The organism is Micromonospora sp. NPDC005173 (assembly GCF_040608515.1).
In the GTDB taxonomy this organism is placed as follows: Bacteria; Actinomycetota; Actinomycetes; order Mycobacteriales; family Micromonosporaceae; genus Micromonospora.
Genome location: NZ_JBEXIK010000005.1, coordinates 29,600 through 42,871, shown reverse-complemented (window position 1 = coordinate 42,871; position 13,272 = coordinate 29,600). Strand labels below are relative to the sequence as shown.

Genomic DNA, 13,272 nt, shown 5'->3' with positions numbered 1-13,272 from the left:
GATGCCGACCAACCGGACCACCGACTTCCTTCGCGAGCTGCTGGTCCGCCAGTTGACGACCTGGCTGCCCGCGGCCCTGCAACGCTCCCGGCGGGCCACCGTCGCCCTGGCGTGGGCGGGCGCCGACGAGGGCGGCGGCGCGGAGGCCGCGCTGCGGGTGATCGCCGGGCACGCCGACCAGGTGCGGGGCCGGCGGGTGACCGTGCTGGTGCTGGCCGACGGGGCGGCTGACCTGCCGGCCCGGCTCGGCCCGGTCGAGGCGGAGTTGCCCGCCGAGGTCACCGTCCACCTACTGCCCGGTGTTCCGGACCGGCTGCCGGTCGCGGTGAAGGCGGCCGGCGCGGCCGGCTCTCCGCTGTTCTCCTTCGTGGACCTGCCCGGCGCCGCGACTCCGGAGTTGCTCACCGCCACGAGCAACGGCCGCGCTGGCGAGGTGCTGCTGCACGCCGGGAGCGGCGCCCGCGACGCCCTCATCGCTGCCGGCTTCCCGCTGGTCGCCGAGGTGGTGCCGGTGCTCCCGGGCGACGAGGCGGCCGGCGTGATCGCGTTCGGCAGCCGCTCGGACCGGAGCCTGGAGGCGGTCCGCGACGCGCTCTGGGCGATCGGCGCGGATCTCGACGTGCGCTACCGCGACCCGGCCGACCCGGCGGGGGCGCCGGTCGACGTGGCCGGCGATCCCGACCCCGAGGCGCTGGCCCGGGAGCTGCTGGCCGAGCTGCGCCGGGGCGGGTCGCGACCGGTCACCGAACTACGCCGGCACACCCTCACCACCACCGTCTACCGGGCCGCCGACGCCAACCGGGCGCTCGCCGCCCTGCTCGAGGCGGGCGACGTGCGCCGGGAACGCGAGGCCGGCCGACTGGCCGGCGACGAGATCATCACTGTGCGGGGTTGAGTGCGGGCGGACAGCGCCGGACGGCGTTCCCCTGCCCACAGACGCCGAGCGGGGTGCCGGTGATTCACCGGCACCCCGCTCGACTCCCGGGATGCTACGACCGGGACTTGTCCTGCTTCCAGGACAGCGGACCCGGCAGGTCGACCCGGTGCGCCTTGGCCTTCGAGTTCCAGGACCAGCGCCCGATCTTGATGCTCCAGGAGGAGAAACCGTTCTCGGTGAAGTTCAGGATGATCGGACCGTACTTCTTGCGCTTGCGAAACATGAGGCCCATCGGAGGACTCCCTTCGTCACCGTTCCCTGCCGTGTCGAGATCGAACATGCCCGAACCGGCGACTTCCGAAACCCTCTACGGGTCCGGTCTGGACAGTGGACCGCACGCACCACAAATCTCTATCCAACAGATAGATGTTGCCGGGCGGTAAACGCTGGTGGAGGCGGCTCGTAACATAGTCAGGGACATAAATCTCACCTTCTGGAAGACCGTTGACCGGTCGATCCCACCGCCGGCAGCATGGGGTCATGTCGCAGCGGGATGAGCTTCTCCTCACCGCTCGCGTGCACGTCGACCTGGTCCGGCACGCGAGCGCGCTCTGTTGAGCTGACCGGTTCATCCGGCTCGGCTCCAGCACCGCACTCCCACCGCCCGCGCTCAACGCGGAGCAGCGTGCCTTCGCGCCCATCACCTGGGCGTCCTGCGCTCCCATCGTGGACAGATCAGGAGACTCCTCATGTCCCCACCCCGTCGTGCCGTCCTGCGTACCCTCGCCACCGCCGCCGTACTGGCCCTGGTCACCAGCACCGCCGGCTGCGGTGGCGACGCCGAGGCCGGCGCCGGACAGGCCACCGAGCTGCGCTACCAGGGCTCGGTCGGCCAGGTCACCCTCCCCGAACTCGCCGCCGACCTCGGCTACCTCGGCGACGTCCGGCTCAACTGGATCGGCAACGTCACCGGCGGCCCGCAGGACATCCAGGCCACCGCCACCGGGCAGAGCGACTTCGGCGGCGCGTTCAACGGCGCCATCGTCAAGCTCGCCGCCGCCAACGCCCCGATCACCGCCGTGGTCAGCTACTACGGCTCCGACGCCCAGAGCTTCCAGGGCTACTACGTCCTCGACGACAGCCCGATCCGCGGCCCCCGCGACCTGATCGGCAAGAAGGTCGGCATGAACACCCTCGGCGCGCACGCCGAGGCGGTGCTGAAGACCTGGCTCGCGCGCGGCGGGCTCACCCCGGCCGAGATCAAGCAGGTCGAGCTGGTCGCCCTGCCGCCGGTCAACACCGAACAGTCGCTGCGCCAGAAGCAGATCGACGTCGCGGTGCTCGGCGGGGTGATCCGGGACAAGGCGATCGCCAGTGGCGGCATCCGTACCGTCTTCACCGACCACGAACTGCTCGGTGCGTTCAGCGCCGGCACCTACGTCTTCCGTGACGACTTCATCAAGCGCAACCCGGACACCGTCAAGGCGTTCGTCACCGGGGTCGGCAAGGCCATCGAGTGGGCTCGCACCCAGCCGCGGGAGACCGTGGTCGCCCGGATGCGGGACATCATCGCCAAGCGTGGCCGCAACGAGGACCCGTCGCTGGTCGCGTACTGGAAGAGCAGCGGCGTCGCCGGTCGCGGCGGGGTGATCGGCGAGCAGGAGTTCGGCACCTGGATCGACTGGCTCGCCGCCGAGGGCGAGCTCAAGGGCGACCGGCCGAAGCCCGCCGACATCTACACCAACCGGTTCAACCCCTTCGTGGACGGGGGCGGCGCGTGAGCACCGACAAGATCCTCTTCGACCAGGTGAGCAAGACCTTCCCGGTCCGCGCCACCCGGCGTGGCGCTGCGGGCGCGGTCACCGCGCTGGACCGGGTGACCCTCGGGGTACGCCCCGGCGAGTTCCTGGTCGTCGTCGGCCCCAGCGGCTGCGGCAAGTCCACCCTGCTCGACCTGCTCGGCGGGCTCACCGAGCCGACCGGCGGGCAGGTGCTGGTCGATGGCCGCCCGGTCACCGGCCCCGGCCTGGACCGGGGCATCGTCTTCCAGCAGTACGCGCTGCTGCCCTGGCGCACCGCCGCCGGCAACGTCGCGTTCGGGCTGGAGGCCAAGGGGGTGCCCCGGGCCGAACGCGCCGACCTGATCGACCACCACCTGGACCTGGTGGGCCTGCGCGGCTTCGCCGACCGCTACCCGCACGAGCTGTCCGGCGGAATGAAGCAGCGCGTCGCCATCGCCCGCAGCCTCGCCTATGACCCGGACGTGCTGCTGATGGACGAGCCGTTCGCCGCGCTGGACGCGCAGACCCGCGACTCGTTGCAGGACGAACTGGTGCGGATCTGGGCCCGCACCGGCAAGACCATCGTGTTCATCACCCACGGCATCGACGAGGCCGTGCACCTCGGCCAGCGGGTGGCGGTGCTGACATCCCGGCCCGGGCGGGTCAAGGAGGTCATCGACATCGACCTCGGCGACCGGGACGCCGTCGAGGACGTCCGCTCCACCGACGCGTTCCGCCACCACCGGCACCAGATCTGGACGCTGCTACGCGACGAGGTGCGCGCCGCCCAGGCCGCCGAAGGCGCCGCCGCCAGCCGCACCGCCCACACCGGAGCAGCCGGTGGTCGTACCCCTGCCGTGGCCGGAGCCGACGCGCAGCGTGCGGCGCCGGCGGCGACCCGTACCGAGGAGGCCCGCGTTGGTTGACATCGCCGAACGTCCAACCCGGCTGGAGGCGCCACCCGCCGTGCCCGGCGCGGCGGCCGATCCCGCCCCGCCCGGCCTGGCCGGTCGGCTGCTCGGCGCGGGCGGGAGGGTGCTGCACCGCACCGTCGCGATTGCCGCGCTGGCCGCGATCTGGGAGGGCGCACCCCGGCTCGGGCTGGTGGACCGGGTCTTCCTGCCCCCGCTGTCCGAGGTGCTGGTGGCCTGGTGGGAGCTGCTGCGCAGCGGGCAGCTCGCCGAGCACGTCGGGGCGAGCCTGACCCGGTCGCTGGCCGGGCTCGGCCTGGCCGTGCTCACCGCCATCCCGCTCGGGCTGCTGATCGGCTGGTACCGGCCGCTCGCCGAGCTGCTCAGCCCGCTGCTGGAGGTGTTCCGCAACACCGCCGCGCTGGCGCTGCTACCGGTCTTCGTGCTCATCCTCGGCCTGGGGGAGACCTCCAAGATCGCGTTGGTGCTGTACGCCTGCTCCTGGCCGATCCTGCTGAACACCATCGCCGGGGTGAAGGGCGTCGACCCGCTGCTGATTCGGTCGGCCCGCTCGATGGGGCTCAACCACCTGCGGCTGTTCCAGAAGGTGATCCTGCCGGCTGCGGTGCCGACCATCTTCACCGGCATCCGGCTGGCCGGGGCGTACTCGATCCTGGTGCTGGTCGCGGCCGAGATGGTCGGCGCGAAGGCCGGCCTCGGCTACCTCATCAACTACGCGCAGTACAACTTCGCGATCCCCGACATGTACTCCGGGATCATCACGATCTCCGCCATCGGTCTGGTCGTCAACCAGCTCCTCGTCGCCCTGGAACGCCGCTTCTCCACCTGGCGCGTCGACGTCTCCGCCGGATAGGACAGATACCAATGACTCGTACCCTGCACCTCAACGCGTTCCTGATGGGCGTCGGCCACCACGAGGCCGCCTGGCGGCACCCCCGCACCGACCCGCGTCGGGTGACCGACGTGCGGCATTTCCAGGAACTGGCCCGCATCGCCGAGCGTGGCACCCTCGACTCGCTCTTCCTCGCCGATGGGCTCTCGGTCGGGCCGAACCCCCGGCACAACATCCACAGCGTCTTCGAACCGCTGACCCTGCTCGCCTCGCTGGCCGCGGTGACCGAACACATCGGTCTCATCGCGACCGTCTCCACCACCTACAACGAGCCGTTCCACATCGCCCGCAAGTTCGCCTCATTGGACCACCTCAGCAGCGGTCGAGCCGGCTGGAACATCGTCACCTCCGCCCAGGAGCGCGAGGCGGTCAACTTCAACCGGGACAGCCACCCCGCACACGCCGACCGGTACCGGCGGGCCGCCGAGTTCGTCGACGTGGCGATCAAGCTCTGGGACAGCTGGGAGGACGACGCGCTGGTCTTCGACACCGCGGCCGGGGTGATCGCCGACACCGACCGGGTGCACGAGGTGGCCCATCGCGGACCGGAGTTCCAGGTCCGTGGTCCGCTGAACATCCCCCGTGGGCCGCAGGGCCGGCCGCTGCTGGTGCAGGCCGGCTCGTCACCGGACGGGATCGGATTCGCCGCCCGGTACGCCGAAGCGGTCTTCACCGCCCAGCAGACCCTCGCCGACGGCCAGAGCTTCTACGCCGAGCTGCGGCGGCAGGTCACCGCCGCCGGCCGGGACCCCGACCTCGTGAAGGTCCTGCCCGGCATCGCGCCGGTGATCGGCGGCACCGAGGCCGAGGCGCGGGCGCTCGCCGCCGAACTGGAGGAGCTGATCGTCCCCGACTACGCCCTCGCCCAGCTCTCCGGCATGCTCGGCATCGACCTGACCGGCCTGCCGCTGGACGGGCCGCTGCCGGAGCTGCCAGACGCCGACACCGTGCAGGCCCACCAGAGCCGCTATCAGCTCGTCACCGAGCTGGCCCGCCGCGAACAGCTCACCATCCGGCAGCTGATCGGCCGGCTCGGTGCCGGCCGGGGCCACCGGGTGGTCGCCGGCACCCCGGAGCAGATCGCCGACCAGATCGAGCTGTGGTTCACCCGAGGCGCCGCCGACGGCTTCAACATCATGCCGCCGCACCTGCCCGGCGGGCTGGCCGACTTCGTCGACCACGTGGTGCCGGTGCTGCGCGCCCGTCGCCTGTTCCGCAGCGAGTACACCGGCCGAACCCTGCGCGAGCACTACGGCCTGCCCCGGCCGGCCAGCTCGTACGCCACGCCGGCGCTGGTGCCGGCGTGACCACCGTGGAACGTCCGCAGACGGACGCCGCCGAGTTGCGGCCGGTGGACCGGGACCTGTTCCGCGCGTTGCTGCGCCGGCAGGCCACCAGCGTCACCGTGGTCACCGCGGTGGCGCGGGCCAACGACCCGGCCTGCCTGGGCGGGATCGGCGCGCCGATCCGGGCCGGGTTCACCGCCACCTCGTTCACCTCGGTGTCGCTGGACCCGCCGCTGGTCTCGTTCTGCCTCGGGGTCGACTCGTCGAGCTGGCCGGTGCTGGCCCGGGCCGAGCACGTCGCGGTACACCTGCTGGCCGCCGGGCAGCGGGAGGCCGCTCGGGTCTTCGCCACCAGCGGCATCGACCGGTTCGCCGCGTACCCGGACTGGACGGCCGGGCCGTTCGGGGTGCCGCTGCTGACCGGAGTGCTGGCCCGGTTGCTCTGCCGGGTGGTGCACCGGGTGCCGGCCGGTGACCACACGCTCGTGATCGCCGAACCGCTGGCGCTGGGCGACGGCGCCGACGGCCCGCCACTGGTGCACCACCAGGGCGGCTACACCACGGCCATCCCGCCGGTGCCGGCGTGAGCGAGCGAACCTTTGGGCACAGCACTGTGGCGCGTCGCGCCGGCACGCAGCGAAGCGGAGTGCCGGCGTGAGCGCACCGGCCCAGACCGACCTGCTCGCGCTGGACCGGGCCGCCCAGGACCTGCTGTTCCGGGCGGCCCGCACGGCCAACACGTTCACCGACGAGCCGGTCACTGACGCCCAGGTCACGGCGATCCACGACCTGATCCGGTACGGGCCGACCGCGTTCAACGGCCAGCCGCTGCGGGTGCTGCTGCTCCGCTCGGCGGCGGCCCGGGCCCGGCTGCTGCCGTACCTCTCGTCGGGCAACCGGGCGAAGACGGCCACCGCCCCGCTGGTGGCCGTGCTCGCTGCCGACGTGGACTTCCACGATCGGCTGCCCGAGCTGTTCCCGCACCGCCCGCAGGCCCGGGACTGGTTGACCGACCGGGCGGCGCGGGCCGAGCAGGCACGGCTCAACGCGACCCTCCAGATCGGCTACCTGCTGGTGGGCGTACGCGCGGCCGGGCTCGCCGCCGGCCCGATGGCCGGGTTCGACGCGGCTGGCGTGACCCGGGAGTTCTTCCCGGACGGCCGGCACGAGACGCTGCTGCTGATGAACGTGGGCCGCCCCGGCCCCGACGCCTGGCACGACCGCCTGCCCCGGCTGGACGCGACGGAGGTGATCAGCATTCGGTGACCTGACTCGGGCTCAGGCCGGTACGGTCTCCCGGTCCAGGGCGAGGACCCGGGTGACGCTGCCATCTTCCTCGGCCATGTCGCGCTCGTGGACGAAGCCAAGTTTGGCCAGCAGCCCGAGCGAGGCGTGGTTGGCGTCGGAGACCGTGGCGTACACCCGGGTCAGGTCGAGGCGTTCGAAGCCGTACCGGATCACGGCCGTGGCCAGCTCGGTGCCCAGCCCGCCGCCCCATGCCGACGTCGCCAGGGCGTAGACGATCTCGTGGCCGTCGACGTCGTCGGTCCGCTTGATCTCGGCGTGCCCGACGTAGCGGCCGTCCCGGCGGACCGCCCACACGTCGAAGAGGTCGTCGGCGTAGACCCGGCTGAACACCCGTCCGAACAGGTCGGCGGCGTCCGTCACGGTCATCGGCCCGTCGCCCATGAACCGGCCCACCTCGGGGTCGGCGAGCAGCGTGACGAAACCCTCGGCGTCGGCCGGCCGGTAGGGCTCCAGCAGCAGGCGCTCGGTGTGCAGGGTCGGAGTGGACATCAGCGTGGCTCCCAGGCGTCGGGCAGGGCGGTGAGCTTGCGGACGTGGGCCGGCAGCCGGCCACTGACGATCTCGGCGAGGCTCACCTCGTCGACCACCCGCCGCACGGCGGCGCGCACCGCCACCCACAGGCCGGGCAGGTTCTCCGCCGAGCCCTCGTACCGGGTCTCCTCCGGGCGCAGGCCGCGTACCCCGGCCAGCGGGCCCTCCACGGCGCGCAGCACCGCGCCGACGGTCACCTCCCGCGGCGGGCGGGCGAGCGTGTAGCCACCCTCGGCGCCGCGCTGGGCGCGGACGACGCCGGCCCGGCGCAGATCGGCCAGGACCGCCTCCAGGAACTTGCGGGGCATGTCCTGCTCCGCGGCGATGGCCTGGGTGGACAGCAGCGAGGGGTACGCGGTGGCGAGGCTGAGCGCCGCCCGTACCGCGTAGTCACCGCGCGCGGAGATCTGCACCCTGCCATCATGCCCGGCCGCCGCCGCTGTCTGGTCTGGCGGGCTACCAGGGTCGGATGGCGTGACCGCCGTTGGCCGGTTCGCCGGGGTCGCCGGGTCGGAACCGCCCGCCGTTGGCGCTCGCCGCCTCGACGGGCGGGCGGGGCCGGACCACCCGGACGGCCGGTTGCTCCCGGGCGGCCCGGAACGCGCCAGGGCTGACCCCGACCTCCCGCGTGAAGAAGCGGCCGAAGTTGGTGGGCTCGGAGAAACCGAGATCCCGGCCGATCCGGGCGATCGGCTCATCGGTGGCGGCGAGCAGCCGCCCGGCCTGCAACGCGACCCGCTCGTCGATGACCTGTTTGGCGCTGCGCCCGGTGACGGCCAGGCAGGCACGGGTCAGGGTCCGCACCGAGCAGCCGAGGCTGGCGGCATAGTCCTCCACCCGCCGGGTGTGGTGGTAGTCGTGCTCCACCGCCCGGCAGAACCGCTGGAACGTCTCCGCCTCGGGTCGGGGTGGAGACCGGTCCGCGCCGGGCAGGGTCAGTCGCAGCAGCAGTACGGCGAGTTGGTGGCGGAGCAGGGCGCGGGCGGCGGAGCTGTCGCCATGCCGCTGGCAGTCCACCGCGAGCTGACTCACCTCGCTGATGACGGCGTCCTCGTCCTCACCGGCCAATTGCCGCCAGGTTGGCGCGTCCGGGTCGACGTCGAAGCCGCTGAGCGCCTGGGCGTCCCAGCCGACCACGGTGGCGTCGAACTGCGGACCGGCGCAGCGCAGCACCTGGCCGGCATGGACCCGCAGCAGCGTGCCCGGTCGGCACGGCAGCAGGTGGAAATCCAGCTCGGCGTCCCCATGCCCACGGGTGGTGAGGATCAACAGCTCCCGCTCGACGAGCACCGGCCGACGCCAGCCACGGTCGCCGGCCAGGTCGGCCAGCGCGAACGTGGCCATCTCGTCGGGTACGGGTCGAGCCGTTCCGATCGGTGGCGCGGTGAAGGGACCGGTGGAGAGCATCGCCTGCGACGGTAGCCCGAACCGCAGGTCACCGCATCCCCGACCGATGATGCCCGCCGCACCGGACCCGGCGCGCCGCCACGGGGTTGTCGCGGTCCCGACAGCCGGGCTACGTTACCCGGCGGTAGCGCCGTCCGGTTTCGGCCCGCCCGGCGCCCCGCCGGCCGTACGCCGAGCCGGCGGACCTCGCCGACTCGCGATGGGATGGGCATGACGCAGCTGTTCTCGGTCGAAGGCAAGACAGTCCTGGTCACCGGCGGGTCGCGGGGGATCGGTCTGATGATCGCCCAGGGCTTCGTCCGGGCCGGCGCGCAGGTGATCATCTCGTCCCGCAAGGCGGACGTCTGCGAGGCGGTCGCCAAGGAGCTCTCCGCCGAGGGTCGCTGCGAGGCCATCCCGGCCGACCTCAGCGACGACGCCGGAGCCGAGGGGCTGGCCGCCGCCGTGCGGGAGCGCTTCCCCCGCCTCGACGTGCTGGTCAACAACGCCGGTGCGACCTGGGGTGCGCCGCTGGAGAACTACCCGGAGGCCGCGTTCGACAAGCTCTGGGCGGTCAACGTCAAGGCCGTCTTCCGGCTGACCACCGCGCTGCTACCGGCGCTGCGCGCCGCCGCCACCGCCGACGACCCGGCCCGCGTGATCAACATCGGGTCGATCGACGGCGTCCGGGTGCCGTGGCTGGAGGTGTACGCGTACTCGGCCACCAAGGCGGCCGTGCACATGCTCACCCGCAGCCTGGCCCACCAACTGGCCGGCGAGCAGATCACCGTCAACGCGATCGCGCCCGGCCCGTTCGAGAGCAAGATGATGGCGTTCGCGCTGAACGACCCGACGAGCCGGGCCACCATCGAGCAGCAGGTGCCGCTGGGTCGCATCGGCCGCCCCGAGGACATGGCCGGCACGGCCATCTATCTGTCCTCGCGGGCCGGCGCGTACCTCACCGGCGCGGTCATCCCGGTCGACGGCGGCATCACCACGCACGGCTGAGGCACCGGCCGACCCGGGGCGGGCGGGCCCGCGTACCCCCGGGTGTGCCGGAGCCGCGCGGTCGGCAGATCCGCGCGGCCCCGTGATGGCCGGTGTTGCCCGTTCGGGCGGTGGTCAGCGACCGGCGAGCAGCCGGTTCACCGCCGTGTCGACGTCCAGGTGCTCGGCCTCCCGGCCGCGCGGGACGACGACGTAGGTCCGTCGAAGGAAACGCACCAGGACGCTGCGCGGCACCTCGAAGAGGGCGTTGCCGTCCGGTGACGAGAGGGCCAGCGCGACGAAGTCGCCGCGCGGGGTGGCCCAGGGCCAGACCCGCACATCCCCGATTCCGGCTGGCTCGTCCAGGCCGGTGACCAGCAGTTCGCGAGCAAAGGACCAGCTCACTGCCTCGCCACCAGCCGATTCGGCATGAAACAGGACATGGACCGCATACGGGTCAGCAGGGTCGTAACGCAGACTGGCACGCACCGGCAATGCGGTGGCGTCAGGCGCGACGAGCCTTAGCGACGTCTCGACCTCTACGGTCGTCGGTCGAATGACACTCATGGACGTTCTCCCCCCGGCACCGCTGCGGAACGCGCGTGTCCCGCTTTTCCCATACTCAGGTGCTACTCCTGGCTACGCTCCGCCATACGCTGACTTCACCCAGTGGTGGGAAGGGGGACGGAAACGCCTCGTGAATGCGAGGATTCATGTAGGATTTCCGGTTCTGCCCAGTGCGTGATCCCGCCCGGCATCGGGTGGTTCAGTCGTCGACTTACTCCGGTAACGTCCAGTCGACCGTTGCAGTGACGGGCCCGAGCGACACTGGGGGGTGAAATGGTTACGAACCGATCCTCAGTGGATCCGGCCGTGGCGTCCGGCCCACCGAACGTCGCGGTCCGAGCAGCCGAAAAGCGGGGGTACGGAGTGCCGAGGAAGCAGCCCGAGTGGTCCGGTCGGCCGGGGTCCGACGCGGAACGCACCGGCGGTGGCGCGCGCGCCGGTGATGGCGGTGCTGACCAGTCCGGCGATGGCGCGGGTCGTGCCGGCGGCGGTGGTGCCGGTCATGGCGGTGCGGGTCGTGGTGCCGGTGGCGTCATCGTCGTGGCGGACCCGCCGCGGCACCCGCGCTGGCGGGGGCGAATCTCGACCACCCTCGACCTGATCCGGGCCAACCCCACCGGCCGGATCGCCCTCAAGGTCTTCATCGCGATCGCCGGTGCGCTGGTGGTGACCATCGGCATCGCCCTCATTCCGCTCCCCGGGCCGGGCTGGCTGCTCGTCATCGCCGGGCTGGGCATCTGGGCCGTCGAGTACCACTGGGCCCGCCGGCTGCTCGGCTTCACCCGCCGACACGTGCACGGCTGGACGCAGTGGGTGAAGCGGCAGTCACTGCTTGTGCGGATCGTGCTCGGCTCGGTCGGCCTGGTCTTCGTGGGCGTGGTGGTCTGGCTGTCGCTCAAGTACAGCCTCGGCATCGACGTGGTGGCGAAGGCGATGCACTACCTCGCGACGCACTGACCCCGGATTTCCGGTCTGGTTCCACGATCGGGTAGAGTCATCGGCGCTGAGGGCGATTAGCTCAGTGGGAGAGCGCTTCGTTCACACCGAAGAGGTCGCTGGTTCGATACCAGCATCGCCCACGCAGGTCAAAGGCCACTTCCCGGGTTCGGGAGGTGGCCTTTCTGCTGTCGTACAGCAGCTAAGTACAGCAGCCCGGCTATTGCGTTAGCGATTCGCCGAGGCGCTTGAGTGCGTCGCTGGTCGCTCTCGACGAGACCCGGGTGTAGATCTCCATCGTCACCGAGAAGCGGGCGTGCCGGAGGATCTGCATGGCAACTCGCGGGTGGACGTCGAGGTCGGCCAGGAGCGTGGCGCAGGTCCGCCTCGCGTCGTGGACGGTCATCAGCTTGACTCCTGCCTTGTCGCATCGGGTCTGCCAGGATCGCTGGAAGTTGCGGGGCTCGATGGGTGTGCCATAGCGGGTGGTGAACACGAGGTCGTTCTCGTGCCACGCCTTGCCGGCGGTTGCTCGGGCTTCGTCACGTTGCTCGCGTCGCAGCTTCAACGCGGTCAGGCAGATGTCGGGCAGGGGCAGGGTGGCGTCGGACGCCGGGGTCTTGGTGTCGCTGTGCAGGAGTTGCCCGCGCACGCGTTGCAGTTGGCGGCCGATCGTCAGCTCTCCGGCGTCGAGGTCGACGTCCTCCCCGGTGAGTCCCAACGCCTCGCCTTTCGCAGACCGACGACGAGGACCAGGGCGTAGGCGGCGTAGAGCGGGTCCTCGTCGTGGCGGGCGGACTCCAGGAACGTGCGGGCCTCGTCGCTCGACCACGACTTGCCCCGTCGACGGCGGACGGTGGCCAGGGTGACCGCCACGGCCGGGTTCTTGGTGATGAGGTCTTCGGCCTGGGCGTGAGTGAGGGCAGCTCGACTGTCCGAATGCCTGTCGTATGGGGTTCTCCGCGGCTTCGGACACAAGTTGAACCTCGGGCCTGGCACTGCAGATCGTCGTCGGATTCGTGTCGGCGAGTTACGAACCACGGCGCTGTGAGGTCCCAGAAGTGCTCCGCTCGCTGTCGGATGGCAAGCTCGTGTCCCATGATCGATGATTTCGCGAAGGACTGCCTGCATGGCCGGCTCAAAGGGATCCGGGAGGCACTGGTCTGGAAGCTCGACGGCCTGTCCGAGTACGACATCCGGCGTCCCCTGACAGCGACGGGGACCAACCTCCTCGGCCTGGTGAAGCACATGGCGACGTTGGAGGCCTGGTATTTCGGTGAGGTCTTCGGCCGCCCGTCCCCGGATGCGCTGGGGCGATGGCAGGACGCGGACGGCAGCGACCTGTGGGTGACCCCGGGCGAGACCCGCGAACAGATCATCGACTTCTATCAGCGTGCCTGGGGGCATGCGGACGCGACGATTCAAGCGCTTCCCCTCGACGCGCCCGGCCACGTGCCGTGGTGGTCGCGGTCGGACGTCAAGCTGTTCGCCATCATGATCCACGTCCTTCAGGAGACCACCCGGCATGCCGGACACGCCGACATCCTGCGTGAGCAACTCGATGGCCGCACCGGAATGAGGCCTGAGTACGAGGAGCAGATCGACACGGCGGCCCGCGAGGCGTACCGGGCGAAGATCGAGCGGGCTGCGCAGGAAGGGGCGGGCGGCTCGCGTCATGCCGGCCTGTCCGACACGCATGGTGCATAGTGCCGCACCGTAGAGCTGCTGCGCCACGATGGTCGTCGGGAGAAATCTGGGAGACGATCTTGCTAGCGGACCCGTCCGCACC

17 protein-coding genes, 1 tRNA gene and 1 pseudogene are annotated in these 13,272 nt (G+C 71.5%); 12 read left to right on the top strand and 7 right to left on the bottom strand.

Annotation, left to right across the window (positions count from 1 at the left end; genetic code table 11):
- Window position 1 precedes the first annotated feature (1 nt).
- On the top strand, window positions 2-895 hold the full coding sequence (locus ABZV00_RS08930; RefSeq protein ID WP_355603253.1) for a hypothetical protein: 894 nt from the start codon (window positions 2-4) through the stop codon (window positions 893-895).
- A gap of 94 nt (window positions 896-989) precedes the next feature.
- Here the strand turns inward: ABZV00_RS08930 and ABZV00_RS08925 are convergent, their stop codons facing one another.
- On the bottom strand, window positions 990-1,169 hold the full coding sequence (locus ABZV00_RS08925; protein WP_053653605.1) for a DUF4236 domain-containing protein: 180 nt from the start codon (window positions 1,167-1,169) through the stop codon (window positions 990-992).
- 248 nt (window positions 1,170-1,417) lie between these two features.
- Between ABZV00_RS08925 and ABZV00_RS08920 the strand changes: the two genes are divergently transcribed.
- From ABZV00_RS08920 to ABZV00_RS08890, 7 genes are all read left to right on the top strand, one after another.
- Window positions 1,418-1,495 (top strand): putative leader peptide, encoded by a 78-nt coding sequence (locus ABZV00_RS08920; protein WP_349881247.1) that lies wholly within the window; start codon window positions 1,418-1,420, stop codon window positions 1,493-1,495.
- A gap of 131 nt (window positions 1,496-1,626) precedes the next feature.
- Window positions 1,627-2,658, top strand: a complete 1,032-nt coding sequence (locus tag ABZV00_RS08915) for an ABC transporter substrate-binding protein (protein WP_355603251.1) — start codon at window positions 1,627-1,629, stop codon at window positions 2,656-2,658.
- Complete coding sequence (locus ABZV00_RS08910; RefSeq protein WP_355603249.1) at window positions 2,655-3,584, top strand: ABC transporter ATP-binding protein; 930 nt, start codon at window positions 2,655-2,657, stop codon at window positions 3,582-3,584. Before ABZV00_RS08915 ends, ABZV00_RS08910 begins: the two co-directional genes overlap by 4 nt.
- Entirely contained in the window at window positions 3,577-4,443 is an 867-nt protein-coding gene (locus ABZV00_RS08905; RefSeq protein WP_355603246.1) for an ABC transporter permease, read from the top strand. Before ABZV00_RS08910 ends, ABZV00_RS08905 begins: the two co-directional genes overlap by 8 nt.
- 11 nt (window positions 4,444-4,454) lie before the next feature.
- Window positions 4,455-5,789, top strand: coding sequence for an LLM class flavin-dependent oxidoreductase (locus tag ABZV00_RS08900; protein WP_355603244.1), 1,335 nt, complete (start codon window positions 4,455-4,457; stop codon window positions 5,787-5,789).
- Window positions 5,786-6,355, top strand: a complete 570-nt coding sequence (locus ABZV00_RS08895) for a flavin reductase family protein (RefSeq protein ID WP_355603241.1) — start codon at window positions 5,786-5,788, stop codon at window positions 6,353-6,355. The genes ABZV00_RS08900 and ABZV00_RS08895 overlap by 4 nt, the downstream gene beginning before the upstream one ends.
- A gap of 67 nt (window positions 6,356-6,422) precedes the next feature.
- Window positions 6,423-7,034, top strand: a complete 612-nt coding sequence (locus ABZV00_RS08890; RefSeq protein WP_355603238.1) for a malonic semialdehyde reductase — start codon at window positions 6,423-6,425, stop codon at window positions 7,032-7,034.
- Window positions 7,035-7,046: 12 nt separating this feature from the next.
- Here ABZV00_RS08890 and ABZV00_RS08885 read toward each other — a convergent pair whose 3' ends face one another.
- The 3 genes from ABZV00_RS08885 to ABZV00_RS08875 are packed head-to-tail and all read right to left on the bottom strand — an operon-like array spanning window position 7,047 to window position 8,951.
- Window positions 7,047-7,565 (bottom strand): GNAT family N-acetyltransferase, encoded by a 519-nt coding sequence (locus ABZV00_RS08885; RefSeq protein ID WP_355603235.1) that lies wholly within the window; start codon window positions 7,563-7,565, stop codon window positions 7,047-7,049.
- The gene (locus ABZV00_RS08880; RefSeq protein WP_210785538.1) at window positions 7,565-8,020 is read right to left on the bottom strand and encodes an Rrf2 family transcriptional regulator; all 456 of its coding nucleotides are present in this window, start codon (window positions 8,018-8,020) and stop codon (window positions 7,565-7,567) included. The genes ABZV00_RS08885 and ABZV00_RS08880 overlap by 1 nt, the downstream gene beginning before the upstream one ends.
- A 43-nt stretch (window positions 8,021-8,063) precedes the next feature.
- Window positions 8,064-8,951, bottom strand: coding sequence for an AraC family transcriptional regulator (locus ABZV00_RS08875; RefSeq protein WP_355603705.1), 888 nt, complete (start codon window positions 8,949-8,951; stop codon window positions 8,064-8,066).
- 273 nt (window positions 8,952-9,224) lie between these two features.
- Between ABZV00_RS08875 and ABZV00_RS08870 the strand changes: the two genes are divergently transcribed.
- Window positions 9,225-10,001, top strand: a complete 777-nt coding sequence (locus tag ABZV00_RS08870; RefSeq protein ID WP_355603232.1) for a glucose 1-dehydrogenase — start codon at window positions 9,225-9,227, stop codon at window positions 9,999-10,001.
- Between the two features lie 114 nt (window positions 10,002-10,115).
- Here the strand turns inward: ABZV00_RS08870 and ABZV00_RS08865 are convergent, their stop codons facing one another.
- Together ABZV00_RS08865 and ABZV00_RS08860 are read right to left on the bottom strand one after the other, a co-directional pair.
- Entirely contained in the window at window positions 10,116-10,547 is a 432-nt protein-coding gene (locus tag ABZV00_RS08865) for an SsgA family sporulation/cell division regulator (RefSeq protein ID WP_007457244.1), read from the bottom strand.
- A gap of 291 nt (window positions 10,548-10,838) precedes the next feature.
- A complete protein-coding gene (locus ABZV00_RS08860; protein WP_355603747.1) occupies window positions 10,839-11,051 on the bottom strand; it encodes a hypothetical protein in 213 nt (70 codons plus the stop codon).
- Between the two features lie 30 nt (window positions 11,052-11,081).
- Between ABZV00_RS08860 and ABZV00_RS08855 the strand changes: the two genes are divergently transcribed.
- A complete protein-coding gene (locus ABZV00_RS08855) occupies window positions 11,082-11,504 on the top strand; it encodes a TIGR02611 family protein (RefSeq protein ID WP_355603702.1) in 423 nt (140 codons plus the stop codon).
- A gap of 50 nt (window positions 11,505-11,554) precedes the next feature.
- Window positions 11,555-11,626 (top strand) — tRNA-Val (locus ABZV00_RS08850).
- Between the two features lie 77 nt (window positions 11,627-11,703).
- Here ABZV00_RS08850 and ABZV00_RS08845 read toward each other — a convergent pair.
- Window positions 11,704-12,413: pseudogene (locus ABZV00_RS08845) on the bottom strand (site-specific integrase); the annotation flags it as partial.
- A gap of 168 nt (window positions 12,414-12,581) precedes the next feature.
- Between ABZV00_RS08845 and ABZV00_RS08840 the strand changes: the two are divergent.
- Window positions 12,582-13,190, top strand: coding sequence for a DinB family protein (locus tag ABZV00_RS08840; protein ID WP_355603229.1), 609 nt, complete (start codon window positions 12,582-12,584; stop codon window positions 13,188-13,190).
- Window positions 13,191-13,272: the final 82 nt, after the last annotated feature.